Raw genomic sequence first — 25,557 nt, 5'->3', positions numbered from 1 at the left:
TAAAATAGTGTTGGTATTTCGCTTGATCCTATGTTCAGGCCTTAGCCTACGATTGCATGAATGTCGCTTTCTTTCATAATCAGATATTCTTTACCTTCATACTTGATCTCTGTTCCGGCATATTTGGAGAAAAGAACACGGTCGCCTTCTTTGACTTCCAAAGGAACGCGCACTCCGTCTTTTACAGCTCCGCCGCCAACAGCGATAATCTTACCTTCTTGCGGCTTCTCTTTTGCAGAGTCCGGAAGGACAATCCCGAAAGAAGTTGTTTCCTCTTGTTGGATCGGTTCTACCAATACGCGGTCACCTAAAGGTTTGATCATGAAAAATAGCCTCCTTGTTAATATGTTGTGATTCTGTAACAGCATTGTTGTCGTTATGTATTAGCACTCGACAACCTCTAGTGCTAACAACCACTTTTATGATACTCAACTTGGGCACAGATTTCAAGTCCTCTTAATGTATTTTTCAAAGAATTCCGCACTTTTTCAATTGCATGAACCAGGGCTTGTCCTTCCTCAGCTGAGCAAGCTTTCTTTACTCATACTCCATCATTCTATCCACCCCATTTTAAAATATGCCAGAGAAACGCAAATAAAATTTAGAAGAGAGACTCTTCTCTTTTAAAAAGAAAAAGAGCCTTCTTCCCGCGGCGGAGAAGATTGCTCTTGATCATGTATGGATGATTCTCATCCTATGAAAATGTTGATTATTCCAGGTTAGCAGGAAACGCATATCTCTCTTCGGCCGCTTCATCGGCCGCTTCATCGGCCGCGAGCTGTTTCCGGTACACCGCCGAGGACAGGTACACGCTAAACTCGTAGAGCAGCAGCAGCGGAATCGTCACCAGAAAATCTGAAATGAAATCCGGCGGGGTAATGACCACAGCGATGAACACCAGCGCAAAATAAGACATCTTACGCATTTTACGCAGCCTGCGTGGATTCAAGATTCTCAGCTTGGTCAGGAACATGACGATCAGCGGTAGCTCGAACAGCAGCGCGATCGGCACGACCAGTGTGAACATAAAGTTAAAATATTGGGAAATACCGTAGGTTTCCGCCAGTCCCATATTTTTCGTGATGGTCGTCGTGAAGCCCAGCGCCATCGGGAAAACCACATAATATCCGAATGCCATACCGATCACAAATAAAATAAATGCGTAAGGAACATACCGGAGAGCCGCTTTGCGTTCGACCTCACGAAGACCGGGACTCACAAACGCCCACAGCTGGTACGCTGTAAACGGAATGGTCAATACGAGCGCCACAACCATGGCGATTTTCATATACATACCGATGCCGTCCCAGAACGCAAAAGCATTAAGCTGGAAGTTCTTGGCCGTGTCCACGCTGATCAGATACTTGTAAATGGGATTGGCGCAGACCAGGCCGATGATCAGGCCCACCAGCAGAACGACCAGAATGTAAATGATGCGCTTCCGCAACTCCCCAAGGTGATCGACAATCGACATTTCTCCCTGATTATCAGACATTCTGTCACCATCCTATCTCTTCTGCCCTGCGGACAAAACAAAATCCCTCCCCGCACGGAAGGGATTCCACAATCCATTCAGCCTATTTTCTTTACAATAAAGAACTATTCGGGAAGACGTTTGTTGTCAGCAGTGCTCTGCGAAGCTACCGGAGCTGCAACCTGTGCTTCAACCGGAGCAACGGCCAGCGGTTTAGCCGGTTCGCTCTTGCGAGCAGCAGCATCATCTTCACCAAGGATTTCACGTGTTCCGTCCTTGAATTCACGGAAGGTACGTCCTACCGCACGTCCGAGCTCAGGAAGCTTGTTCGGCCCGAATAAGAGTAACGCCAAAATCACCAGCAAAATAATTCCGGGTACGCCAATACCGTTCAGCATATCGAATTCTCCTCTCTGTTGCTTTATTCTTAAACAAGAAGCTTGTCTGTTGCTCTTAGATTTATTGCGCAAAGAGAATCACACGTTGTTATTGAAAAGACATTATATTCTTTTAATTTAGACAAAATTTTGCCACAAACACATCATACCATAACTCAAATCACAACAAAATCAAATAAGTGTGACAATTTTAAAAAAAACAAAGGAATTTTCATTTTCTGACTATTGGCGGAACTGTCCCGTAACCATTAGGAGCGCCTCCGGCAGTTGATCCATTATGGCTGCCAGGTTTTCATGCACTCCTTTGGGCGTTCCCGGCAGATTGACGATCAACGTCCGGCCGCGGATACCGCAAATGCCTCGGAACAGCATCGCTCCCCGGTTCTTCTGCATGACCGTCACTCTCATGGCTTCTGCCATGCCAGGTACTTCCCGCTCAATGACCCTTCTTGTCGCTTCCGGGGTTACATCCCGGATCGCCAATTCTGTTCCTCCCGTTGTCAGCACCAGATCCGCCTGAAAATAATCCGTAAGTTCAATGAGTGATGCGATAATATCATCTTGTTCGTCGGGTACAATCCGGTACTCCACAATTTCCCCGCCAAGTTCCTCCTCCACCAGCTCCCGGATAACCTGGGCGCTTGTATCTTCACGCTCACCTCTTGATCCTTTATCGCTTGCCGTCAAGATCGCTGTTTTCCACACCATGATATCACCCCTCCACCCTACGCATCTGTTTGGTTTATAAACGGTCTATCTATGATAATCGCCGCTTTTCCCGCCGGTCTTGGATTTGAGCATCGTCGGTCCGATAACCATGTCCTTTTGCAGCGCTTTGCACATATCATAAACGGTCAAGGCTGCAGCGGAAACGGCCGTCAAGGCCTCCATCTCTACCCCAGTCTTGCCTGTCGTCTTCACAGTTCCTTCTATATAAAGCTCATCATTGCCGTTGTCCGCAAAATGGATATCGATGCCCGTCAGCGGCAGCGGATGGCACATCGGAATCCAGTCGGATGTTTTTTTGGCTGCCATAACGCCGGCTACCGAAGCCACGGCAAGCACATCGCCTTTCCTGATCTTCCCTTCCTTAATACACGCGAGCGTTTCCGGGGCCATTTTCACCATTGTTTGCGCAACGGCCGTCCGCGAAGTGACCTCCTTGTCCGAAACATCCACCATCTTCGCCCGACCCTGTTCGTTAAAATGCGTCAGTTCCATCTTCAGCCTCCTTGTTCAATTCATATACATCCTGCTCCGTAATCAGAACCTGAAGACGTGCATCCATTCTTTCCATGGGAACCTTCTCGATCACTTGAATGCCGTATCCGATACCGGCCCATACCGGCAAGTTATCTGACGTGCCAAGGAGCGAGAAGCGTTCATGCAGCCGGTCGTAATAACCGCCGCCGTACCCCAATCTTCCGCCTATCATGTCAAAAGCAAGCCCCGGCACAATGACAACTTCCGGCACAAAATCTTCCGGCATAGCGGGAGACTTCCTCGGATCAGGCTCCAAAATACCGTATGCACCTGCACTCAGCTCGTCCCAATGCTTCAATCGGTGAAGCGTCATTGAGCAGTCCTCCCGCCGGCAGCGGGGCACATATACTTCAATGCCAGCCTGCCATGCTTCCTGGATGAGAGGCTTCGTGTCCAGCTCGCTGCGAAAAGGCACGTAAATCAATATGCTGCGGATGCTCTTCTTGTTGAGCCAAGCCGCCGCATGATCGCATGCTTTCAATGAGCAGGTCTGGTGCTGCGCCGCTTGTAGTTCACCGCGAACTTCGGCCATTCGGGTGCGAAGCAATGCTTTTATTTCCTGTATTGTGGCATTTTCGCCGTTCATTGGGTAAAAACAGCTGCCTTCCCTCAAAAAAGTAAACTTTCATATTTTCTCATGATTCATTTATGTTCATCGTGGAGCCATATCTAGAATGAGTACATCATTTTTGATCTACATCTGGCAAAATTTTCGTCGCTTCATGAACTTCTGCAGAGCCTGCAGGTTCAGTTTGCTCTTAGTTTACCACTGTTGCTCCATTTTCGCCAAGATTGATCCGAAGTCCTGCCTTGCAAGTCGCGAATTCTTCATATTTCATGTAAACTGGGATTATTCATATTGTAAATTGCAATGATCAACTTTTCTTTTATTCATAAATATTAGATGGAAGGAATCAAGCTTCTTTCTCTTGATTTCATTCCGTCATAGACGGGGGTTAGTCAGTTCATGCTGCTGCAAGCAAGCGGAATCAGAAAATTATATGGAATCGAGCCCGTACTCGAGGGAATCAATCTGCAGATTCAGGAAAGGGAGCGCGTCGGACTTGTCGGGGTCAACGGCGCCGGTAAATCCACCCTTCTTCAGATTCTTGCCGGTGAAATCTCGTACGATGGCGGACAAATTTATAAATCCAAGGAAACGACGATCGGCTATCTCGCCCAGAACAGCGGACTCCAATCGAGCCGCACCATCTGGGAAGAAATGATGAACGTGTTCTCTCCATTAATTGAAGCGGAAAAAGAGCTCCGCTTACTCGAGCAGCAAATTGCGGATCCGGACCAGATGGACAATCCCAAAAAATATCAGGAGCTGCTCGATCGTTACGCCATGCGCTCCGACTGGTTCAAGGATCATGGCGGTTACGAGATGGAAACCCGAATTCGAAGCGTGCTCCATGGCATGGGCTTTGGCAGCTTCGCACCGGATACATCGATCTCGACCCTCAGCGGTGGCCAGAAAACACGTTTGGCGCTCGCCCGTATTCTGCTGCAGGCTCCGGACATTCTCATGCTGGACGAACCGACCAACCACTTGGACATTGCCACGCTGACGTGGCTTGAAGATTATTTGCGTTCCTATTCCGGCGCGCTATTGGTCGTTTCCCACGACCGTTATTTCCTCGACCGGCTGGTCACAGCCATCGTGGAAATCGAGCGCCATCAGTCGAGGCGTTACACTGGCAATTATAGCCGTTATATCGATCTCAAGGCAGCCGAATACGAATCAGCCATGAAGCAATATGAAAAACAGCAGGATGAAATTGCCCGCATGGAGGATTTTATCCAGAAAAATATTGTCAGAGCCTCGACCACCAAACGGGCCCAAAGCCGTCGCAAGGCACTCGAGAAAATCGACCGTCTGGACAAGCCGATGGGCGATCTGAAAAAAGCCAGCTTCTCTTTTGACGTGGAGTATATGTCGGGTAAGGATGTGCTGCAGGTAAATGATCTTGCCGTTTCCTTCTCCCCTCCGCATAAGCTGTTTGATCATGTATCTTTCGATTTGCACCGCGGGGAAACCGTGGCTCTCATCGGTCCGAACGGAATAGGCAAATCTACTCTACTCAAATGCTTGCTCGGAAGCTTCCGCCAGGAATCCGGTACGATTCAATGGGGAACGAAAGTGAAGCTCGGGTATTACGACCAGGAACAGACGAACCTCAATCCGTCCAATACGGTACTGGAGGAGCTGTGGAGTCAGTACCCTCATTTGGAAGAAGCCCGAATCCGTACGGTGCTCGGCAACTTCCTGTTCAGCGGAGAAGACGTCCTGAAAAAAATCGCTGCGCTCAGCGGCGGAGAAAAGGCGCGCGTCGCGCTCGCCAAGCTAATGCTGCTTGAAGCCAACATGCTGATTCTCGACGAACCGACCAACCATCTGGATCTATTCAGCAAAGAGGTCTTAGAATCGGCGCTGATGGATTACGAGGGAACGCTTCTTTTCATTTCCCATGACCGCTACTTCCTCAATAAAATGGCCGAAAGAATCGTTGAGCTCCATCCGAAGGGAGTGGAACATTTCCTAGGGAATTATGACGATTATACCGCCAAAAAGTTGGAACTTGAGGAATTGTCGAAAGAGGCTCTCGAAGCGGCCGGCGCTAAGGTGTCAAAGCAGGAGAATCCTGCCGAAACGGCTGACAAAGCTGGCGTTAATTCTTTTGAAGCCGACAAGCAGGCCAAACGCGAAGAGCGCAGCCGCCAGCGCAGGATCGCTGCTCTGGAGGAACAAATTCAGCAGCTCGAATCGGTTATTGCTGAACTGGAGGCCGAGATGACGAGGCCCGAGGTCTATCAGGACTATATGGCGCTTCAGAAGCATCAACAGGAGCAGGAGACCAAAAAGAAAGAGCTGGATGAAGTCTTCGCCGAATGGGAGCTGCTCGCCAGCGAATAATCCGGATTGGGTCTTAAAGTATAGGCCTTTGAGATCAAGGAAATGTAATTTGTCAAATTCACAAAATTTTTTTATTTTTCGAAAAAGAATCTTGTACACAAGCTTATCCACATAAATAGTGCATAACCTTGTTCAAAAAATGGCCCCTGGGGCCATTTTTTTATGATTAAATTAAGATTTTATAGCTGCATCCACTTTTATCCACTAATTTATTCACATTATCCACAGTTTTTGCTTTATGAAAATGTAAATACTATCCCCGTTTTCAAAACCCTTATAAACCAACAGTTTTCGCCCCAAACGTCAATTTGTACACAAATTTGCTCTGATATGTGGATAACCTTGTCCACAACTTGACAAAAAGTTTGTCGAATGCTGTAAAAAAAGCCCTCACTTTACTTAAAGTGAGGGCTCACTTCGGCAACCGCCTGTAAGGCAGCCTTTATTCTCATGTCGAAATAAATCGGTGGCATACTGCCATATTGCACTTACCATTTTCCGATGTTAATTGACTTGCAGCGGCTGCTCCTCATCCTCTGCCGACAGCACCGCGCTGTTGCAGGCTGCTACATAAGCCAGACCGGCCGCCATAACGATATCGTGATGAACGGCGGTTCCCCGGTAGGTTTTCCCCTTCCGCTCAACACTCACCGCCGCCTCAGCGTGGGCATCCTCGCCGCCGCTTAAGGAGTGGAGCTCCAGATCGCCAAACGTAATCTCAGCATCAATGCCTTGGCTGATTGCCGCAATCACAGCTTCAAGAGGCCCGTTCCCCATACTTGAATGGGAGGTCTCGCGGTTCTCATGAAGATGACGCAGGGTTACTGCCGCCACCCGATTGGATGCGCTGCCCGCAACGACCTGAACATCCCCGAGCTCATATACCTGCGTAGGTCTGCCCAGCGATTGGCTGACCATCTGCAGCAGCTGATTATCGCTGACAACCTTCAAGTGATCTGCTGCTTCCTTAAATACGTTGTAGAACTGGTTCAACTCTGCCCCTTGGATTTCGATGCCATAACGAGCCAGACGGTCCCGGAGAGCATGGCGTCCAGAGTGCTTGCCGAGAATGATCATGCTGCGCGGAATGCCCATTTTATCCGGATTCATAATTTCGTATGTGCTGCGGTCCTTCAGTAAACCATCCTGGTGAATGCCGGATTCATGCTGGAAGGCGTTGCGTCCTACGATGGGTTTGTTGTAAGCCATCGGAAAATGCATGGCCCCGCTAATCATCCGTGAGGTTTCGTACAGCTTATCGATTGTGATACCTGTCGTGTATCCCAAGGCGTCGCCTCTCGTTTCGAGCGCCATGACCAGTTCCTCTAAAGCAGCGTTCCCTGTCCTTTCACCGATCCCGTTTACGGTCACTTCCACCTGGGAGGCTCCGTTTTGAATGGCAGCCAAGCTGTTGGCTACCGCAAGACCCAAATCATTGTGGCAATGGGCACTGTACTGCACGGTCTTGCCACCTCTGGCTTCTTCGCGGACACGGCGAAACATCTCGCCATATTCCAGCGGCAGAGCATAGCCAACCGTATCCGGCAGATTGATGATGGAGGCCCCTTCTTCAATGGCCACCTCCACCATTTCGATCAGATCCTCGATCCGGGTGCGTGTTGCATCCATGGCCGTAAATTCAACGACGTCCGAGAATTGCCTGGCGTACGCGGTCATCTCCCGTGCCAAGGCTACTGCTTCCTTCCGGGTTTTGCGCATTTGATGCTGCAGATGAATATCCGAGGAAGAAATGAACAGATGGATGCGCCGGCGCGCGGCATCCTGGGTCGCTTTGACGGCAGCTTCTATATCTCCTTTGACAGCGCGGGCAAAGCCGCAGATCTCCACCTGCTGGAACCGGCGAGAAATCTCCTGCACCGCGGCAAACTCGCCGGGACTCGAAATCGGGAAACCCGGCTCAATGACATCCACACCCAGCTCGATCAGCTTCGCGGCGAGGGCGATTTTTTGCTCCGGCTTCACACTGGCACCTGGTGCCTGCTCTCCGTCACGCAGCGTCGTATCGAAAATTTGGATTCTTTTTTTATCGGTCATGGGATGATCCTCCTTAAGTTGTTCTTCTGAGAAACCGTACGTCGACTTACGGCTTCTTCGCTTCACCCGCCCACTGCTGCCGGCAGCAAGGCTGTATGCAGATCACATAAAAGCATACAAACCAAAAAGCCCGCCATCTCTTGTCATCAAGAGACGGCGGGCTGTTCACCCTCCGCGGTACCACTCTTCTTGGCGCTCACCGTCCTTGCCGGATCGTAAGCACCCTCCTCATTCTCCACATCATCAAACTTCAGATCTGGAGCATCCCTGTAACGGGGGCAAGCCGTTATGCGGTGTACCCGAATTGCTTCGTATCCACCGCTCCGCTTCCGGGCGAGATTCAAAGGATTCTGCCGCTGCGTCGCACCTACCCGCAGCTCTCTGCCAAGTCAGAAATCCTTTTACTGCTCCCGTTCATCGCGTTTGGTATATGGAATGATCAATGTTTGAAAACAAAAAAGCCTGCCATCTCTTGTAATCAAGAGACGACAGGCTGTTCACCTTCGCGGTACCACTCTTGTTGCTTCTCTTCTTCCAATTTCGGAATTCGAGAAACCCCTCAAAGCCTCTTACGGTGGCTGACCGTAGCAGTATACTGTCCGGTGTGCACAGACCGGCCCGGATTAGCATCCGGCATTTCCACTGCTCCGCTTCCAGGCGAGTTGCAGGTTCCTTCGACTGCGTTGCACCACCCCGCAGTTCTCTAATATCCCGGATCCCTACTGCTCCTGTTCATTGCGTTTATCAAGTATTCATTTGAATTTGAAACGATTATAAGGTTTTGAGCCAAATGCTGTCAACAGGTATTTACCAAGATGTTGTCCAAACCAGCGCCCTTTTATTCCTGCACCGACCATTCCTCCAGCGAGAATTGCGGCATGGCTTTCATGTTCAGGCCCGTAAATTTTCGTTCCTTCCACTTCAGATAAGCCGCAGCCCCAATCATGGCTGCATTATCTGTACAATACTCAAACGGTGGAATAATAAGCTCTATGCCTTCCTCCTGGCACTTCCGCTCGAGCTCCCTGCGCAGGCCGCGGTTGGCAGCTACGCCGCCGCAGAGCAGCAGTTGCTTGGCACTATAGGCTTTGACTGCACGGATGGCTTTAGTAACGAGCACTTCCACGACCGATTCCTGGAATCCGCGTGCAATGGCGCCTTCCATAGGCGGCTCTCCACGCATCTTACGCTGATTGACGACATTAAGTACAGCCGATTTCAGACCGCTAAAGCTGAAATCGTAGGAATCGGGCTCGAGCCATACACGCGGAAGATCAACGGCTTCCTCCGCTTCCAGTGCAAGACGGTCCACATGCGGTCCTCCGGGATATGGATAACCAATGGCGCGTGCGACTTTATCATAAGCCTCGCCCACGGCATCATCACGAGTGCGGCCGATGACCTCGAAGCTCCCTTCGGACTTCATGTATACAAGCTCGGTATGTCCTCCGGAAACGACCAGCGCCATACATGGATACTCAAGATGGGCCACCAGGCGATTCGCATAAATATGCCCCGCAATATGGTGGGTACCAATGAGCGGCTTATCCAGCGCCATTGCCAAGCTGGTAGCTGCAACAACGCCAACCAGCAGAGCGCCGACCAATCCCGGTCCCTGCGTAACGGCTATTGCTGATATATCCTGAAGGCCGATACCCGCCTTCTTCACAGCTTCTTCCAGCATCAGCGTAATATTCTCCACGTGTTTGCGAGACGCAACTTCCGGCACAACACCGCCAAAAGCTTTATGGGTTTCAATCTGGCTGGCGATCAGGTTACTGAGCACCTCTTTGCCGTCCTTCACGACGGCAACGGAAGTCTCATCGCAACTGGTCTCAACGGCCAGAATATAGCAGGGTTCATGTTCATTATTATGAAATTCACTCATCAGTACGCTTCGCTTCCTTCCTCACTGCCATAAGCGCTGCCGCGCCAAGACAGATCCGCCCACATGATCATGGCGTCCTCCTGGTTGTCCGAATAATAACCTTTGCGGAGCCCTGCAGGCTTAAATCCCATTTTACGATATAAGTTTTGTGCAACATCATTCGATACTCTGACCTCGAGTGTCATCCGCTCCATTCCGAGCTGCGCCGCGGTTTTCATGAGTTCACGCAGAAGGCGTTCCCCCCACTTGCGTCCGCGGTATGCCTGCAGAACGGCAATATTGGTGACATGCGCTTCGTCGATCACGGTCCACATGCCCGCATATCCAACCGGCTGACCCAGGTACTGCATAATCATGTACCTTGCAAAATGGTTTTGTGTCAGCTCGTTCCGGAAAGCCTCCTCTGTCCAGGGAAGCGTGAAGGCTTCGTGCTCGATCACCATCACGTCCGGGATGTCCTCCAGCGCCATTTGGCGGAAGGTCAGACCTTCATTACTCGGGTACAGCTCCTGCTCCATGACTTATGACAGACTCCCTTCACGGCTTCCGCAGAAGCTTCTCGGCCTCTGCCAGCTGGGTATAATTCGGCACCAGCCGGTGCACGTCATCTTCTTCACCGCGCATAAGACGTTCCGCTCCTAGCCGGCCCACCGGCTCACCTTCCATATCACTTAAAGTGATATGAAGGCGGTCGCCCAGCAGCGCTTGAAGACGCTCAGCCGCAGCATCATGATTACCGGTATCGCCAACAAACCAGACGCCTTCCGGCTGTTGTTCCTCCGGCGTCTCCTTCAGCAACCGTTCGATCTCTTCCACCCAATTGTCCATCAAACGGATGGCATCCTCTTTTATGCGCACCGGCATGCTGCTTCCTTTTGCCTGAAATAGAGCCGTGTAAGCTTGCCCTCTTCTGGCATCCATCAAAGGAATAACCCAGTTCTCCCCTGCACTCCGATCTGCAGCGGTAATCAGGCCGCTCCATCCAAAAGCCTGCAGGCTTGAGATTCCGGCAACCGGAATGTTCCAGGCCCAGGCCAACGTCTTGGCTGCCGTAACGGCAATGCGAGTTCCCGTATAGGATCCAGGTCCGACTCCCACGGCAATGCCATCCACATCGCTCGATGCTACGCCGGCTTCTCCGAGCCCTTTTTGAACGAGAGGAAGCAAGTGAACCGAATGATTGCGTTCCCCGGCGGCTTTGACAGTGTGCAGCACTTTATCATTTTCCATAACGGCCAAGGCAAGACATGCGGTGGACGTATCCAGCGCCAAAAACCGCTTAAGCGGCTGTGATTGTGGTTGATTCATTCTGTAAAGACTCCATTCTGTTTCAGACTTCTGCACCATTCTTCATAGGGTTCTCCGTAACCCTGTACCGTAATTCTCCGCTCAGTCTCACCGGTGGTCTCGATGTAAAGATGCAGATGCGGCTTCGGCAGCAGCTCCTCGACGATTTGCGACCATTCCACGAGAGATACCCCGCTGCCGTAAAAATATTCATCAAGCCCAAGGTCCTCCGCCTCTTCCAGAGACACCCGGTACACATCCATATGATAGAAAGGCAGACGCCCCTCATATTCCTTAATGATGGTAAACGTAGGGCTGTTTACAACTCCCTTCACACCCAAGTGCTTGGCAAATGACTGTGAAAATGCCGTTTTCCCTGCTCCCAAATCGCCATCCAGACCGATTACAGTTCCGGGTACCGCTGCTTTCGCAAGCCATTCCGCCAGCATCTCGGTATCCTTCGGACTATGGGAGGTATACACAAACGGTTCCCCGTTCTGATTATGTTCCAATCCCTTGACCCACCTTCAGTATCAATTCCATGTCATAACTTGTCCTTAATTATATCGGTCTGTCCCCGCTCCCGCAAGGATGTGTGAAGGTGTATCATGTTCATTTCCTTCTTCATTTTATACCATCCTCTCGTATCTCGGGTCCATTATTTGGATTCCACTGCTGCGTACTGAGTACATGCCCGTATTCCGACAATGCCTGCATCGTATAATCATTTCCTCGGGACCCATCAACAAGCAAATACCAAATTCTCATATCCGGCCGGGCGTTGATCATCTTTGCAGGCTTCGTAGTACCTGTCTTGACGTCCGTCACTTCTACCTTGGCGATGTCCGGATTCACGACAGCCCCGAAAAGCATTGGAAACGGCGTTCCGTCCTCTCCCGGAATCCACTGCGCTGACCATTCCATATCCAGCTTCGCCTGTGGGCTCATCGCATCATCTGTCTCCATCAGCGTATGTCCGCCGCCGGAAACCCACCTCCAGCCCATAAGGGTCCGTTCCGTATAATCCGCAGAAATCACAGGTTTTGTATTGCGCCGGTTGATATACCGCAGATAGAACACCATTTCTCCGTTGCCTTTCTCTATCTCCTGCACAATTTCAATAGGTTCATCCAAATGTCTCGCCTGTTCAATCGCCTGAACCGGCGTTCTGTATGTGCCATCTATAAAAAAGATATAAAAGCACGCAAGGCCGGCTGCACATATTGCGATGCTCCAGAACATTTTTTTCATAAACCCTACCTCTGTCAATAGAAGAATAATATACTTTCACTTCTAAATATTGTAACCTAATAATTGGAAGGATCATAGGTCGTTTCTTCCCCGCAATATCCAACTTTTTGGCTTCAGGATTGTTATACATAGGTAGCACTGCAATATTTCTACTTGGAGGTAAAAGCTTTGTTTTCTACTTACATTAAAGAGGAAGCTTCAACAAGACGATTTTTGCTGATCGTTTCATCCGCCGTATTTATCTTGTCAGTGATCGTGGTGCTGGTTCATGGCGACCGTCTCCTGCTCGGGGACCCTCTCAAACTAAACAATGATGACGTGAAGTATATTCACAGCGCCAGAGTGCTGCTTCAAGAAGGAACACTTGTCTATAATTCAGGAGACAAGCCTTCCGCTTTTATTATGCCGGGTCTGCCGATCCTATTAAGCGGCTTTATGGCCATTTTCGGGGAAGAGCATGGGGGCGTGACCGCCTTCAGAATCTTTCAATCCCTTCTGCAGGCTTTATGTATTTTCCCGGTCTATCATATCGCCAGATATACCTTTAATCACCGGGTTGCCGTCATCTCGACCGTACTGGTCGCGCTTTATCTTCCGGATTACTTCACTTCCGGTTCCGTCCTGACCGAAGGCACGTACCGCACCATTATTCTGCTGCTTCTCTGTGCCATGATCACTGCTCTTCATTCCAGAAAAACGTCTTGGTACATCGTCGTCGGGCTGCTGACAGCAGCGTCAGCCTATTTCAAGCCGCAAGCCTCCTTGTTTCCGTGCATGATGCTTTTCTTATGGCTTGCATACCGCTATTCGTTTAAGGAGATCGTCCGGTTCACCGCCACCATTCTGGCTGCCTATATTGTGCTGCTGCTCCCATGGTGGATCCGGAATGTTTTCACCTTCGGTCATTTCATTTTATTTACAAGCTCGGCAGGCAGTCCGTTTCTGCTGGGAACGCGGATGAATTATCAGCTTCCTTCCGCCGGATTTTTTGCCGCTTATCCGCAGTACGACCCTAAAACCATATTTATGGGTTCCGATTCGGATGCGATTGCCAAAGGGCTTGATATCCTGAAATACGGCCTTGTGCACGATCCTCTTAAATATATTTACCATTACACCATCGGCAGATTTTACTCTCTTTATCTGGTTCCTTTCTATCTGCATGATATCTTTTCCATCCGAAAAGCCGTCGTGTGGACGATCCAAATCGTGATTGTATCGGCCGGACTCGTCGGTATGGTTTGGGCATGTATTCGCAAGAACTGGAAGCCTCTGCTTCCGGTGCTTTTGACAATAGCTTATTTCACCGCGATTCATCTTCCGTTCGTGGCAATGTCCAGGTACGGTTACCCGATGACTTTCATTTTTGTCATGTTTGCAAGTTATGCTATCGCTCAAGCACTCTCAGCCTTCCAAAAAGCCAAGACCAACAGAAAAGAGGTGAATAAGCACGTTGAAAGTATTGGTGATCATCCCGGCATATAATGAGGAGCTGAGCATTCAGCATGTTATTCACGAAATTCAAAGCTATATGCCCGAAGTCGATATTCTGGTCATTAATGACGGATCCACGGATCACACAGCAGCCGTTGCCAAAGAAGCTGGCGCCATCGTACTCAGCATGCCCTTTAATGTCGGGATTGGCGGGGGGATGCAAACCGGATACATGTATGCCCGCGATCATAACTATGATGTCGCCGTTCAAATGGATGCGGATGGGCAGCATGCCGCGGCCGATCTTCAAAGTCTTTTGTCCGAGATTCAGGAAAATGATATGGTGATCGGCTCCCGCTTTTTGGAGAAAACATCCTACCGCTCCTCTTTCATGCGAAAACTGGGCATCCGTTTCTTTTCCATGCTTGTCAGTCTCGTTACCAGGCAGCGGTTCACTGATACCACCAGCGGATTTCGGGCCGCAGGACGTAGGGTTATTGAGCTTTACGCGAACTATTATCCGATCGATTATCCCGAAGTGGAGTCCATCGTGTACTTGACCCGCAAGAAATGCAGACTGGTTGAAGTGAAGGCGGAGATGCGCCAGAGAGAAACGGGAAAATCGTCCATCACTCCGATTAAGTCAGCTTATTATATGGTAAAGGTGACCCTGTCCGTTCTGATTAGCGCTGTCCGTTTCAATGAGGTGAAACCTACATCATGATGAATATTTATCTGCTGTCCATCTTGTTTTCACTTGTCTTTTTAATTACGATCCTTGAACTGGTAAGACTCCGCAAGCTGAAGGAGCAGTATTCATTGCTCTGGATTTTGATGGGTGTCCTGCTGCTAGTCATTTCGCTGAATGTAAAATGGATCGAAAAGCTTGCAGGTTGGCTGCATATCGAATACGCTCCCGCGCTTCTTTTTCTGTTTGGTCTTTTGTTCTGTTTCGTGTTCATCCTGCATTTGACCATTGTGATTACGAAGCTTAGCCAACAAGTACTGCGCCTAACACAGGAGATCACGATTCTAAAAGGAAAGGGCTCGGAACTTCATGAACACAATCGTTAGTTATATCCTGCTGCTGCTTAATATCATCCTGCTTGTGTGTGGCCAAATTCTGTTCAAGTTAGGTTTGCAAAACAGCGGCGGCCTCCACTGGATGAAGCTCATCTCTTCCGTCCATATCTGGAGCGGACTGTGCCTGTATGGACTGGCTACTCTTTTGTGGTTCGCTGTCTTGTCCAGACTGCCGCTAAGCGTTGCTTATCCACTGCAAAGCCTCGCATACGTCCTGGCCTTAATTCCGGCATATTTTCTCTTTCACGAGACGATGAGTATCACCAAAATTGCCGGAGTTGCTGTCATCATATTCGGTGCCTATTTAATCGTGAAATAGATGCAGGCCATTCTATGCATTCCACAAAAACGAAAATTCATCCCACATCATCTCAAAAAAAGCAAGTCGGAGTGCATGGTTACTTGTGCTTCGGCTTGTTTTTATTTGGATCAAGCTCGGCACTGAACAACAAAAAACCCGCAGCCATTACCGGCTAACGGGTCTTACCATTCCGTATTGTCTAATCTTCCTGCAAACGCTCCACCTTAACAGTCTGCGTGTTGGTCGGGTTTGGGCCTACCTGCACGGTCGCCATGCCATGTACCTCATCGACATTTTCAATCCAGACCGGCTGGCCTTCCAGCTTCACTTCAAAGTTATGGTTTTTATCCGTATAGATCTCAAGCGCTCGTTTTACGTCCATATTATAATCCATCCTTTCTTTTATTCATTACAGATGACATAGATTCACTCAATCCGATTATTGCTGGCCTGACTTATTCTCCTTCGATTCCGGCACCATGGAGTCCGTCGTACTTTCACCGATAAATCCGTTGTCCGTCGTAATTTCGCCACCGCCAAGTCCCTCATTGATCATTCGGTCGATGTCAAACATGTGGCTTTCATGGGTGATGGTCTGCTCCGGCGATGTAAAGTTCTCCCAATCTATGCCGTTTCCATGCATAAAGCTCGTGGCCTGCATATTCTCGGATACCTGTTCATACCTTTTGATCTCCGCGGCATGAAAATCCTCATGCTGATCTTCATTCTGATTTTTCTGCATTTGGTTGCCTCCTGACCCGTAAAAATGGAATGCACTTCCCTCAGTATGTCCTTTTCAGGAAAAAAGCATGTAAAATAAGTGAATATCCTTCTATTTCTTCCATTTTGATGTCATAGATCGGGCTAAAAATACCCATACTATAAGGAACAAAGCAATATACGAAAACGAAAAAAAGGAGCGGCTAAAAATGCATACGGTTTGGAAAGGCGCGATTAGCTTCGGACTTGTCCATGTGCCTGTTAAAATGTTCTCGGCGACGGAAGACAAGGATATCTCCATGCGATATGTACATAAGGAGTGCGGCAGCCCCCTATCCTATGTTCGCAAATGTCCGATTTGCGAGAAAGAGGTCGAGTGGGAGGAAATCTCCAAGGGTTATGAATACGAAAAAAGCAAATTCGTCTTGTTTGAAAAGGAAGAGCTTGAGCAAATTACCGAGCAGGCGAACAAAAGCATCGCAATTCTGGATTTTGTGGATTTGTCGGAGATCGATCCGATTTATTTTCAAAAAACGTATTATCTCGCTCCGGATCAGGCCGGAGGCAATGCCTATCAGCTTCTGAAGGAAGCCATGCGCCAGAGCGGCAAAATCGGTATTGCCAAAATCTCCATCCGCTCCAAAAGCAGCCTGGCGGCCATCCGTGTACTGGAGGAATGCCTTGCTATCGAAACGATGTTTTATCCCGATGAGATCCGCCCGGTAACGCAGGTACCGAATTTGCCGGAGAACATCACCGTAAACGAAAAAGAGCTAGGTATGGCACAAATGCTTATCGATCAGCTGTCCACACCTTTTGACCCGCAAAAGTATACGGATGATTACCGTGAACGCCTGCTTAAACTCATCGAGCATAAGGTGACCGGCGAAGAGATCAAGATCGCGCCTGCCAAACAGGAGACGAATGTCATCGATCTCATGGCTGCCCTGCAAGCCAGTATCGAAGCGGCCAAGCCAACACTCACAGCAACAGATCCCGGCAAACCAAAGAAAGCCACCAAAACGAAAACCAAAACGACCGCCGCAGAAGACAAACAAGCCGCAGGTGCAGAAGGTCCTAAGCCAAAGCGGCGTAAAACGACGAAGAAAAATGAAACCGTGTCCTAACCTGATCCAAAGGAGAAGTGCCTGTGAAGCTGACCCCATTGAAGCCGTTTGAGCCGATTATGTCGGACAGCCTCCCTTCCGGGGATAAATGGATCGCCCAGATCAAATGGGATGGCGTACGCATGCTGGTATATTACGATGGCGAAGAGACCGAGCTCATCAACCGTAAAGGCAACAACCGTACGCGCCAGTATCCCGAACTATGGGATACAGCGGCTTACTGCAAAGCCGAATCGGTCATTTTGGATGGAGAGATCATTGCTCTGGTAAACGGCGTACCTTCCTTTCATCAAGTTATGAAAAGGGACAGCCTCCGCCAGGAGCAGCAAATTCGGGCTCGCGTTAAGCAGGTGCCGATCGTCTATATGGTTTTTGATATTTTATACCACAACGGAGCCTGGGTAACCTCCAAGCCTCTCCACAAACGGCAAGCCTTACTCGAACAGGTGCTGATTCCAAATCCTCATGTCCAGCAGGTGCCCAGCTATCAGGATATCCCTTTGCTCTACGAAGTGTCCAAGCAGCATCAGCTTGAAGGCATTGTGGTCAAAGACCTGGGCAGCGTGTACGCCGTGAACGGCAAGGACAAGCGGTGGCAAAAGCGAAAGAACATTCAGGACGTCAATGCCGTGGTTGGCGGGGTGACTTACCGCGATCGGATCGTGAATGCCCTACTTCTGGGACTCTATGATGATTCCGGCAGGCTCATTTATATTGGACATGCGGGAACCGGGAAACTGGGAGTCGCCGACTGGCGAAGAATCACGGAGGAAGCTGTAGGGATGACCCAGAAGGACAAACCTTTTGCCAACCAGACAGAACGCCAAAAAGGAGCGGTATGGATCCACCCCGATTGGGTTGTAAAGGTACACTTTCTGGAATGGACGCCCGGGGGAACCCTGCGGCAGCCGAGTATTCAGGCGTTTGTGGATGTATCTCCAGAAGACTGCAAGCTGGGCCAGTGAGCATCCATCGTCGATCCAGCCTAGCCGGTTTTTGCTCCCTAAAGTGACATCCGCCATCAATTTAAACGGAGGTATCATGATGCCGCGCACTGTGAAAGGTTCCATTACCATTGAAGGCCATGAGATTCCCATTACGAATCCGGACAAGCCGCTGTGGCCAGAGATGGGCGTCACCAAGTCGATGTATTTGCAAAAGCTGGCTGCAATCGCGCCTTATCTGCTGCGTTACTGCCAGAACCGGCTACTTACGACGATCCGTTATCCGCACGGGGTTCCGGGAGAATTTTTTTATCAGAAAAATGCTCCCGATCCGCTTCCGCCTTATGTAAAGACAGCCGAGCAGGACGGCATCCATTATATTTTGCTGAATGAGCTGCCCGAGCTGCTGTGGCTTGGCAATCTCGCTGTGCTGGAGTTTCACCCTTCGCTTCATTACGCCGGCAGCACCCTACCATGCGAGTGGATGATTGATCTCGATCCCTCGCTTCCGGAGGAGCCGCGCATTATGGAGGCCGCTTCTATTGTAGGAAAGGTGCTGCAATCACTCGGGCTTGCTTCAGTACCGAAAACCTCGGGAGCTACGGGTGTTCAGATCATCGTACCGATCAACCAAGGCATTACGTTCGATGAGCTCAGGGTGATTGGACATTTTGTCGGAAGGTTCGTTACGGAAAAGCATCCGGATTTATTCACGCTGGAGCGGCTGAAGAAAAACCGCGGTGATAAAATCTATTTCGATTACCTTCAACATTATCAAGGTAAAACCCTTGCGGCGCCTTACACTCCTCGGGCCAGACCCGGTGCCACCGTATCCACGCCGCTCCACTGGGAAGAGGTCGAAAGCAATGTGTCGCCGCTTGACTTTCACCTGCTTAATATCGAAGAGCGTTTGAAGAAGACCGGGGATTTGATCGCCGCCCTGCCGCCGCAGCCGGTAGAGCAGGTCATCCGTCATCTGAGCACAACAAAGCCCGGAAGATAAAATTATCTTCCGGGCTTTTATACTAATGTATATCCTTTTTCTTAAACCGACCGCCCTTAACGTCATGGATATTACCAACCGCGAGAAACGCATCCGGGTCCCAGTCTCCGACGATGGACTTCAGTTTGGCTTCTTCCAGACGGGTGATGACAACGAAAATAACCTTTTTGCTGTCACCGGAGTATGCTCCCTCACCCTCCAAATATGTCACGCCGCGCCCAAGACGAGAGGTCAGAGCATCGCCAATCTCTTTATATTTGTCGCTGATAATCCATACAGATTTGGACTGGTCGATCCCTTCGTTGGTGATATCAATCACTTTAAAAGCGATAAAGTAGGCGATCAGCGAGTACATGGCGTTATTCCATCCGAATACAAAGCCTGCACTCGTAAGAATAAATACATTGATGAACATGATGATCTCACCAACGGAAAAAGGGGATTTCTTATTGATCAGAATCGCGACAATTTCACTGCCGTCCGTAGATCCCCCGGCACGAATAACTAGGCCGACGCCTGCTCCAAGAATGACTCCGCCGAAAATAGCGGCAAGCAGCGGATCAAAGGTTATCGGTTTGACTGGCGCAAGCAGTGATGTGCCTACGGACATGACAAGAACCGCCGCAAGCGTTGAGAACGCAAAGGTTTTACCAATTTGCTTATAACCGAGAAACAGAAAGGGAAGATTGAGTAACGTTAGAAAAATACCTAGTGGCAAATGAAAGAGGTGGGATAGCATAATGGAGATACCGGTGATTCCGCCATCAATAATATTGTTGTTCACTAGAAAAATTTCCAGTGCGACGGAGACCATGCTTGCTCCGATCAGCATGACGATGATGCGCTTTAACATTCTAAGCTTAGAAGTCGGTACGTTTAGCGGTTGCGGCTCTCCATGCGGAAGCTTAGCCCTATCCGCAGTCTGGGTATTAGAAGAAGATCCAGCCATCGAATTCCCCCGATTCTTATTAATTTGGTGTGAATATAAATAACACGGAAAGTCTTTTCCCGTGATTATTGCTCTTTAATATTATATCATAGTTTCTGTCTAAGTATTAATGCGATGGGAGATATTCTATCATGAGATCCATAATTTTATTTTTGTTAGCCGGCTTGGCAGAGATCGGCGGCGGATACCTGGTATGGCTCTGGATTAAGGAGTCCAAGCCTTGGTGGTACGGAGTGGTTGGCGCCGTGGTGCTTGTTCTGTACGGCATTATTCCCACGCTGCAGCACTATCCCTCTTTTGGCCGCGTGTATGCCGCATATGGAGGTGTTTTTATCGTACTCGCGCTCCTATGGGGATGGGGCATCGACAAAAATCCCCCTGACCTGTATGACTGGATCGGAGCTATGCTTTGTCTGGCAGGCGTTGCCGTCATACTGTGGGCTCCCCGCTCCTGAAGTAAAGCAGCTCCCACACGGAAGCCGCATCTACAGCAGCGGAGATAACATGCGGCAGAGCATCTCAGCTTTTTTGTGCAGAAACGCCCGCTCCTGGAACTCCTTCTTCGTCATTTCACGACTCACTCGCATGTCCTCCTCAAAGTCGGCTGCAAGCCGCTCTATTGAAGATTGTTCAAACAGCGCAGCCGTCAATTCAAAATTGCAGAAGAAGCTGCGCATATCCATGTTGGCGGTGCCGACCGAAGCCAGCAGCTGATCTACGATCATCACTTTGGCATGAATGAAGCCTTTCTGATATTGGTAGAACCTTACGCCCGCCAGCAGCAGCTCTTCTACATACGAGAGCGAAGCCAGATGAACCAGTCTCGAATCTGATCTCCATGGAATAATGATTCTTACATCCACCCCGCTTACGGCAGCCGTCTTCATCCCTTCATAAACCCCCGGATCAGGAATAAAGTACGGCGAAGTAATCCAGATTCTTTTTTTCGCCACCGAAATGGCCGAGAAGCACAGCTCCTGGATGGCATTCCAGTTCTGATCCGGACCGCTGCTGATAATCTGAATCTGCTCATCGGCTTCGCATGCATGTTCGGGATAAAGTGCGGGATCCACGATCTTTTCCCCTGACGCCAGCTGCCAATCATTCAGGAACACGTTTTGCAAATAATAGACGGCGTCACCTTGGATTTGCAGATGAGTGTCTCTCCAGTAACCCATATTCGGATATTGACCCAAATAATCATCCCCAACGTTCAGTCCGCCTACGAATCCGGTCAATCCATCCACCACGATAATTTTGCGATGATTACGGTAGTTGATGCGCCGGTCGATAAAAGCCAGCAGCGGCGGCAAAAAGAAGTAAAACTGCACTCCGGCCTCCTTCAGCTTCTCCACAAACTCCCGCTTCAGCTTATAGCTTCCCAGCCCGTCACACATGAACCGGACCTTGACGCCTTCCTTCGCTTTTCTGATCATGATCTCCTGGAACTGGGTTCCGATTACATCATGCCGGAAAATATAAAACTCGATATGTATATGCTCCCTTGCCGCTTCCATCGCCTTCAACATGGCGCCAAAAGCCTCTTCCCCGTCCGTCAGTACCCTGCTGGCGTTGCAGCCTGTAATCGGACTTTCCGACAGCTTGGATAGCAGGTTGAACAGCCGCTCCTGATGCTCGAATTCGGGATTATGCATCTCTCCTATTTCTTTCACTATCACCGCCCGGCTCCATAGAATGGAACGTATCTGCCGGAACAGCCGCGATCCCCGGGTACGGACCTGTCTTCTTGCCTTGTAATCCTGCGCCACAAAACAGTAAACGACAAAGCCAATGATCGGACAGCAGAACAGGATGAACAACCATGCGATCGTTTTCGAAGGATTGCGGAATTCAAGCAGCAGAATCGTAGCGATCTGAAAAATAAAAATAATAAGTGCGGACAGCAGCCACACCATAGGGCAGCCTCCTTGCCGGAAAAAATGCCGATCGGTTATTTATCCATCATTGACCAAACCAAGCCTTCTTTATTCAACACTTCCCCTCAAGAGGCTCGCACTAGACGCGAGGGCAGTAATTGGTAACATTTTAGACATGTTTCGGGCTTATATCGAATACATAGATTATAAGACAAGTATAATGACGCTACAGAAAGGAGCTGCCATGAAAAGTGCAACCGCCAATCGACGTATGACACTCCTGGTCATGCGGGACGCCCAGCGTTCGGTGAAGCAGATTCATCTGTCCAAGCCCTTGATGTTGGCCGTCCCCGCAGCCGCCGTTCTCTCGTTGTCCGGTCTCGTGCTTGCCCTGCAGGCTCATTCTTCCCAGGTCATCTCTCACCTGGAACAGAAGGTTAACCTTGAACATATGAAAAACCTCCAGCTTCAGAGCTCGGTGAACAGCCGCGAGCAATCCATCGAGCGCCTGCAAAATGAAATGATCAAACTGTCATCCCAGGCGAAGGATATGCAGCAGAAAATGGAGCATGTGGATGAGCTGGAACAGCAGCTGCAGAAGTTTATCGACAAACACAGCACAAGCATGTCCACGGACGATTCCAAGGATAAAGTGTCTTCCCTGTCCTGGGACGCTTCAGAGCATGTCGGGGGCGAGTTCATTGCCGTGTATGATAATGAAATGCTGGATCTTGCCCAGGAGACGAAAGACGACTTTCAGGAAATGCAGGAGCTGCTGAAAACAATGGAAAGTACGGTCCCCCACACGCTGAAAAAAGCCCAGGAAACAGAGACGCAAATTTCGGGAGATCCAACATTATGGCCAACCGCCTCCAAGGTGATGACCTCCAGCTTCGGTTATCGGACGGATCCTTTTACAGGCAAAGCCGCCTTCCATGCGGGCATTGATATTGCTGGAGAAGACGGTGGACCCGTATACGCCGCAGGCGCAGGTAAAGTGGTTACAGCAGAGCAAGGCGGAGCGCGCGGCCGGTATGTCGTCATCGAACACCCGAACGGGCTGCAAACCTGGTATATGCATCTCAGTAAGATACAGGTGAATGAAGGCGATTCGGTCGACAAAGGCGAACAGATCGCCCTCCTCGGCTCAACCGGGCGCAGCACCGGACCTCATCTTCATTTCCAGGTCGTCAAGCAGGATAAACCCGTCAACCCACTCTCTTATATCCGTTCGACCAATTCTGAAATCAATTAAGGAGGTACTATGTTGGGCAGATCCAAAGCATCCAAAAACGCATTCATGCCTACCGATTCCCTGGTTGGGCGGGGGACTGAAGTCGAAGGAGCTCTATCCTGCGAGGCCAATGTGCGTATTGAAGGTACATTCAACGGAATCATCGAGAGCCGGGCCTGTGTCACGGTCGGCGAGCATGCGGTCGCCCGCTCTGACATTAAGGCTAGAGAGGTCATTATTGCTGGAAAAGTTTACGGGGATGTCCAGGCGGAAGACAAGCTGACGATCACCTCTACCGGTCAAATGTACGGAGACGTGCTCGCCGCCACATCCCTGGTGATTACCGAGGGTGGAATTCTGAATGGGTCCAGCAAAATGGAGCCCAAGAAGGATGAACAGCCGAGTTCGCTTCCTGCCGCTGATGTATGCCTTGTGGAAACGGAAGCTATCTAAACACAAAAAAGCCCGCCGCAGCGGGGGTGTGAACGAATCCACACTCCGTGCTGCAGCGGGCTTTTGACATATTCGAAGGCTTTAAGCGGCAATGTCCCTCTTACTGAAGACATACCAGGAAACGGCCAGAAAGACGATATAATACACGGCAAGTACAGCAAGCGAAAAGCCCAGCGTTGTGCCACCCGGTCCCTCGCCGCTTTGCAGATATTTCGTAAGGTCCATTTGCGTGAAGATCAAATATTTGGCCCATGCATACCGATCAGGATCAAACAGACTCGTGAATATTCCTTTGGTAAACATGATGAACAGGGAAAGCCCAATCGCGAGACCTCCTGAACGGAAAACGGTCGAGAGCATAAACGCGATCGCAACCGTAATAAACAAATTAACATAATTGCAAAAAATATATTGGAGTGTAAATGCTAGTCCGCTTTTCCCTGGGGGGAACAGGCCGCTCTCCACGGTGCTGGAGAACAGGAGACTAGATATCAGGATCGATACTCCTGCAAGCAGCAGCGTGCTGAGCAAACTGAACAGAATCACTGAAACATACTTGGATAGCAGAATTTTGGAACGGCTCCATGGTCTGATCAGGAGCAGCTTGATCGTTCCCCATGAGAACTCGCCTGCCACGGAATCCGCCGCGACGATGACCGAAAAGATCGTACATAAATAAAAAGTAAAGGTAGTGCTCAGAACGACGCTGTCCCAAACAGAGGTGTTCCCTTCATAGTCCACCATTGAAAACAGCACCGGAATCAACAGGGTGACAATGATAAGTATCCCGAGCATTACCCAGGTCCGGGCACGACGGTAAATTTTCATGTTTTCATTTTGCACGAGGCCCAAAAAATTACCCAATCTGGTCACCCCCTGTCATTTCCAGGAACTGTTCTTCCAGCGAACGGGTGACGTTATGTATGCTATACACCTTGATTCCCGCCTGCACGAGTCTTGCATTCGTCTCGGCAATTTCGTCCCGGGTCAGCTTTAAAGTAATGAGGCTGCCCTGCTGCGTACCACTTCCAAGGATGGAAAGCGCCTTATCTGGCTCATCAACCAGAAATGCCGTTTCCGCCGCCGAGCCTTGCCCTTCTCCACTGCTGTTATTAAGCGAACGAACATCAATCAAGCGTCCATTTTGAATGATCGCGACACTATCGCACATGAGTTCCATTTCAGATAGCAGATGGCTGGAGACAAAAACCGTTGTCCCCTCTTCATGGCACAAATGCCGCAGGTAATCCCGAAGCTCCCGGATCCCTTGTGGGTCCAGTCCATTCGTAGGCTCGTCCAGAATCAGCAGCTTGGGCCGGTGTAAGATAGCCTGAGCTACGCCGAGTCGCTGTCTCATCCCAAGCGAATAGGTTCGCACCTTATCGTGAATTCGGTTACTAAGACCTACAACTTGGATTACCTCCTGGATTCTCGCTTCGGTAATGCCAGTCATCATCCGGGCAAAGTGCCGTAGATTCTGGTATCCCGTCAAAAACTTATACATCTCCGGATTTTCAACAATAGCGCCGACATGAGAAACGGCCTTTTCGAAATGCTCCTTAATGCTGTAACCACAAATTTGGATATCTCCTTGGCTGATAGAGGTCAAACCGACCATCATCCGGATCGTCGTTGTTTTCCCTGCACCATTGGGCCCAAGAAAACCGAAGACCTGCCCGGGCGGAATGTCGAGTGTAACATTTTCCACTAGAATCTTGGAAGCAACCTTCTTCGTCACTCCTTTCAGCCGAACCACCGGTTCATGCTGCATCCGCTTCACTCCTTATCGTAGGTTATCGCCTCATTGTATCATACCCTTTCTGCAAATACCCCGTATACAGAAAATCGATCTCTTTTCCCGCCTGATTATAACAATCTTCACAATAGCCCAAAGGAACA

Annotated in this window: 29 protein-coding genes and 2 other annotated features; of the genes, 11 read left to right on the top strand and 18 right to left on the bottom strand. The window is 49.7% G+C overall.

From position 1 onward, the window contains the following. Positions 1–41: 41 nt before the first annotated feature. The 6 genes from groES to MUG84_RS22275 all read right to left on the bottom strand — a co-directional run bounded on the left by groES (position 42) and on the right by MUG84_RS22275 (position 3,682). Positions 42–323 carry a co-chaperone GroES gene (gene groES / locus MUG84_RS22300; protein WP_244729077.1) on the bottom strand — a complete coding sequence of 94 codons (282 nt, stop codon included), beginning with the start codon at positions 321–323 and terminating at the stop codon, positions 42–44. Between the two features lie 386 nt (positions 324–709). Further along, positions 710–1,495, bottom strand: a complete 786-nt coding sequence (gene tatC / locus MUG84_RS22295) for a twin-arginine translocase subunit TatC (RefSeq protein ID WP_244729075.1) — start codon at positions 1,493–1,495, stop codon at positions 710–712. A 104-nt stretch (positions 1,496–1,599) separates the two neighbouring features. Next, positions 1,600–1,872, bottom strand: coding sequence for a twin-arginine translocase TatA/TatE family subunit (gene tatA, locus MUG84_RS22290; RefSeq protein WP_425313262.1), 273 nt, complete (start codon positions 1,870–1,872; stop codon positions 1,600–1,602). A gap of 222 nt (positions 1,873–2,094) precedes the next feature. Next, positions 2,095–2,580 carry a MogA/MoaB family molybdenum cofactor biosynthesis protein gene (locus tag MUG84_RS22285; RefSeq protein ID WP_244729073.1) on the bottom strand — a complete coding sequence of 162 codons (486 nt, stop codon included), beginning with the start codon at positions 2,578–2,580 and terminating at the stop codon, positions 2,095–2,097. 45 nt (positions 2,581–2,625) lie between these two features. Beyond that, entirely contained in the window at positions 2,626–3,093 is a 468-nt protein-coding gene (moaC, locus tag MUG84_RS22280) for a cyclic pyranopterin monophosphate synthase MoaC (RefSeq protein WP_244729070.1), read from the bottom strand. After that, on the bottom strand, positions 3,074–3,682 hold the full coding sequence (locus MUG84_RS22275) for a 5-formyltetrahydrofolate cyclo-ligase (protein WP_244729068.1): 609 nt from the start codon (positions 3,680–3,682) through the stop codon (positions 3,074–3,076). The genes moaC and MUG84_RS22275 overlap by 20 nt, the downstream gene beginning before the upstream one ends. Before the next feature lie 420 nt (positions 3,683–4,102). On the opposite strand from MUG84_RS22275, the gene MUG84_RS22270 reads away from it, so the two are divergent. Further along, positions 4,103–6,052: an ABC-F family ATP-binding cassette domain-containing protein gene (locus MUG84_RS22270; protein ID WP_244729066.1), complete on the top strand. Its 1,950-nt coding sequence runs from the start codon at positions 4,103–4,105 to the stop codon at positions 6,050–6,052. 504 nt (positions 6,053–6,556) lie between these two features. Here MUG84_RS22270 and MUG84_RS22265 read toward each other — a convergent pair. The 6 genes from MUG84_RS22265 to MUG84_RS22240 all read right to left on the bottom strand — a co-directional run bounded on the left by MUG84_RS22265 (position 6,557) and on the right by MUG84_RS22240 (position 12,533). Beyond that, entirely contained in the window at positions 6,557–8,107 is a 1,551-nt protein-coding gene (locus MUG84_RS22265) for a 2-isopropylmalate synthase (RefSeq protein ID WP_244729063.1), read from the bottom strand. Positions 8,108–8,253: 146 nt separating this feature from the next. Continuing rightward, positions 8,254–8,534, bottom strand: a binding site (T-box leader). A gap of 51 nt (positions 8,535–8,585) precedes the next feature. Further along, positions 8,586–8,852: a binding site (T-box leader), on the bottom strand. Between the two features lie 93 nt (positions 8,853–8,945). Then, complete coding sequence (tsaD, locus tag MUG84_RS22260) at positions 8,946–9,995, bottom strand: tRNA (adenosine(37)-N6)-threonylcarbamoyltransferase complex transferase subunit TsaD (RefSeq protein WP_244729061.1); 1,050 nt, start codon at positions 9,993–9,995, stop codon at positions 8,946–8,948. Then, complete coding sequence (gene rimI, locus MUG84_RS22255; RefSeq protein WP_244729059.1) at positions 9,995–10,513, bottom strand: ribosomal protein S18-alanine N-acetyltransferase; 519 nt, start codon at positions 10,511–10,513, stop codon at positions 9,995–9,997. Before rimI ends, tsaD begins: the two co-directional genes overlap by 1 nt. A gap of 19 nt (positions 10,514–10,532) precedes the next feature. After that, entirely contained in the window at positions 10,533–11,303 is a 771-nt protein-coding gene (tsaB, locus tag MUG84_RS22250) for a tRNA (adenosine(37)-N6)-threonylcarbamoyltransferase complex dimerization subunit type 1 TsaB (protein WP_244729057.1), read from the bottom strand. Continuing rightward, the gene (gene tsaE / locus MUG84_RS22245; RefSeq protein ID WP_280521457.1) at positions 11,300–11,794 is read right to left on the bottom strand and encodes a tRNA (adenosine(37)-N6)-threonylcarbamoyltransferase complex ATPase subunit type 1 TsaE; all 495 of its coding nucleotides are present in this window, start codon (positions 11,792–11,794) and stop codon (positions 11,300–11,302) included. Before tsaE ends, tsaB begins: the two co-directional genes overlap by 4 nt. A gap of 112 nt (positions 11,795–11,906) precedes the next feature. Then, positions 11,907–12,533: a hypothetical protein gene (locus MUG84_RS22240; RefSeq protein WP_244729055.1), complete on the bottom strand. Its 627-nt coding sequence runs from the start codon at positions 12,531–12,533 to the stop codon at positions 11,907–11,909. Between the two features lie 168 nt (positions 12,534–12,701). Between MUG84_RS22240 and MUG84_RS22235 the strand changes: the two genes are divergently transcribed. Genes MUG84_RS22235 through MUG84_RS22220 form a run of 4 tightly spaced genes read left to right on the top strand, consistent with a single transcriptional unit; the run spans position 12,702 to position 15,369 of the window. Further along, positions 12,702–14,018: an ArnT family glycosyltransferase gene (locus MUG84_RS22235; RefSeq protein WP_244729053.1), complete on the top strand. Its 1,317-nt coding sequence runs from the start codon at positions 12,702–12,704 to the stop codon at positions 14,016–14,018. Next, positions 13,987–14,691 carry a glycosyltransferase family 2 protein gene (locus tag MUG84_RS22230; RefSeq protein ID WP_244729050.1) on the top strand — a complete coding sequence of 235 codons (705 nt, stop codon included), beginning with the start codon at positions 13,987–13,989 and terminating at the stop codon, positions 14,689–14,691. The genes MUG84_RS22235 and MUG84_RS22230 overlap by 32 nt, the downstream gene beginning before the upstream one ends. After that, a complete protein-coding gene (locus MUG84_RS22225; protein ID WP_244729048.1) occupies positions 14,688–15,041 on the top strand; it encodes a DUF2304 domain-containing protein in 354 nt (117 codons plus the stop codon). The genes MUG84_RS22230 and MUG84_RS22225 overlap by 4 nt, the downstream gene beginning before the upstream one ends. Then, positions 15,025–15,369, top strand: a complete 345-nt coding sequence (locus MUG84_RS22220) for an EamA family transporter (RefSeq protein WP_244729046.1) — start codon at positions 15,025–15,027, stop codon at positions 15,367–15,369. Before MUG84_RS22225 ends, MUG84_RS22220 begins: the two co-directional genes overlap by 17 nt. A 181-nt stretch (positions 15,370–15,550) precedes the next feature. On the opposite strand, the gene MUG84_RS22215 is transcribed toward MUG84_RS22220, so the two are convergent. Both MUG84_RS22215 and MUG84_RS22210 read right to left on the bottom strand, forming a co-directional pair. Then, complete coding sequence (locus MUG84_RS22215) at positions 15,551–15,733, bottom strand: H-type small acid-soluble spore protein (RefSeq protein ID WP_244729044.1); 183 nt, start codon at positions 15,731–15,733, stop codon at positions 15,551–15,553. Between the two features lie 57 nt (positions 15,734–15,790). Continuing rightward, on the bottom strand, positions 15,791–16,093 hold the full coding sequence (locus tag MUG84_RS22210) for a hypothetical protein (RefSeq protein WP_244729042.1): 303 nt from the start codon (positions 16,091–16,093) through the stop codon (positions 15,791–15,793). Between the two features lie 187 nt (positions 16,094–16,280). On the opposite strand from MUG84_RS22210, the gene ku reads away from it, so the two are divergent. The 3 genes from ku to ligD all read left to right on the top strand — a co-directional run bounded on the left by ku (position 16,281) and on the right by ligD (position 19,145). Beyond that, positions 16,281–17,198 carry a non-homologous end joining protein Ku gene (ku, locus tag MUG84_RS22205; RefSeq protein ID WP_244729040.1) on the top strand — a complete coding sequence of 306 codons (918 nt, stop codon included), beginning with the start codon at positions 16,281–16,283 and terminating at the stop codon, positions 17,196–17,198. A 23-nt stretch (positions 17,199–17,221) separates the two neighbouring features. Beyond that, on the top strand, positions 17,222–18,163 hold the full coding sequence (locus tag MUG84_RS22200; RefSeq protein WP_244729039.1) for an ATP-dependent DNA ligase: 942 nt from the start codon (positions 17,222–17,224) through the stop codon (positions 18,161–18,163). Between the two features lie 79 nt (positions 18,164–18,242). Further along, positions 18,243–19,145, top strand: a complete 903-nt coding sequence (ligD, locus tag MUG84_RS22195; RefSeq protein ID WP_244729175.1) for a non-homologous end-joining DNA ligase — start codon at positions 18,243–18,245, stop codon at positions 19,143–19,145. 22 nt (positions 19,146–19,167) lie between these two features. Here ligD and MUG84_RS22190 read toward each other — a convergent pair whose 3' ends face one another. After that, the gene (locus tag MUG84_RS22190; RefSeq protein WP_244729173.1) at positions 19,168–19,998 is read right to left on the bottom strand and encodes a YitT family protein; all 831 of its coding nucleotides are present in this window, start codon (positions 19,996–19,998) and stop codon (positions 19,168–19,170) included. A gap of 227 nt (positions 19,999–20,225) precedes the next feature. Between MUG84_RS22190 and MUG84_RS22185 the strand changes: the two genes are divergently transcribed. Further along, positions 20,226–20,549 carry a YnfA family protein gene (locus MUG84_RS22185; protein WP_280521456.1) on the top strand — a complete coding sequence of 108 codons (324 nt, stop codon included), beginning with the start codon at positions 20,226–20,228 and terminating at the stop codon, positions 20,547–20,549. Positions 20,550–20,579: 30 nt separating this feature from the next. Here MUG84_RS22185 and cls read toward each other — a convergent pair whose 3' ends face one another. After that, positions 20,580–22,010 carry a cardiolipin synthase gene (gene cls / locus MUG84_RS22180; RefSeq protein ID WP_244729037.1) on the bottom strand — a complete coding sequence of 477 codons (1,431 nt, stop codon included), beginning with the start codon at positions 22,008–22,010 and terminating at the stop codon, positions 20,580–20,582. A gap of 205 nt (positions 22,011–22,215) precedes the next feature. Here cls and MUG84_RS22175 point away from each other — a divergent pair, with 205 nt between their 5' ends. Together MUG84_RS22175 and MUG84_RS22170 are read left to right on the top strand one after the other, a co-directional pair. Further along, positions 22,216–23,226, top strand: coding sequence for a M23 family metallopeptidase (locus tag MUG84_RS22175; RefSeq protein ID WP_244729036.1), 1,011 nt, complete (start codon positions 22,216–22,218; stop codon positions 23,224–23,226). Between the two features lie 9 nt (positions 23,227–23,235). Continuing rightward, positions 23,236–23,658 carry a bactofilin family protein gene (locus tag MUG84_RS22170; protein ID WP_244729035.1) on the top strand — a complete coding sequence of 141 codons (423 nt, stop codon included), beginning with the start codon at positions 23,236–23,238 and terminating at the stop codon, positions 23,656–23,658. 81 nt (positions 23,659–23,739) lie between these two features. On the opposite strand, the gene MUG84_RS22165 is transcribed toward MUG84_RS22170, so the two are convergent. Both MUG84_RS22165 and MUG84_RS22160 read right to left on the bottom strand, forming a co-directional pair. Then, positions 23,740–24,522, bottom strand: coding sequence for an ABC transporter permease (locus MUG84_RS22165; protein WP_244729034.1), 783 nt, complete (start codon positions 24,520–24,522; stop codon positions 23,740–23,742). Further along, positions 24,515–25,429 (bottom strand): ABC transporter ATP-binding protein, encoded by a 915-nt coding sequence (locus tag MUG84_RS22160; protein ID WP_244729033.1) that lies wholly within the window; start codon positions 25,427–25,429, stop codon positions 24,515–24,517. The genes MUG84_RS22165 and MUG84_RS22160 overlap by 8 nt, the downstream gene beginning before the upstream one ends. Between the last annotated feature and the right edge of the window lie 128 nt (positions 25,430–25,557).

Source organism: Paenibacillus mangrovi, from assembly GCF_022898935.1.
Classification (GTDB): Bacteria; Bacillota; Bacilli; order Paenibacillales; family Paenibacillaceae; genus Paenibacillus_AQ; species Paenibacillus_AQ mangrovi.
This window is presented reverse-complemented; position numbering and strand designations above follow the sequence as displayed.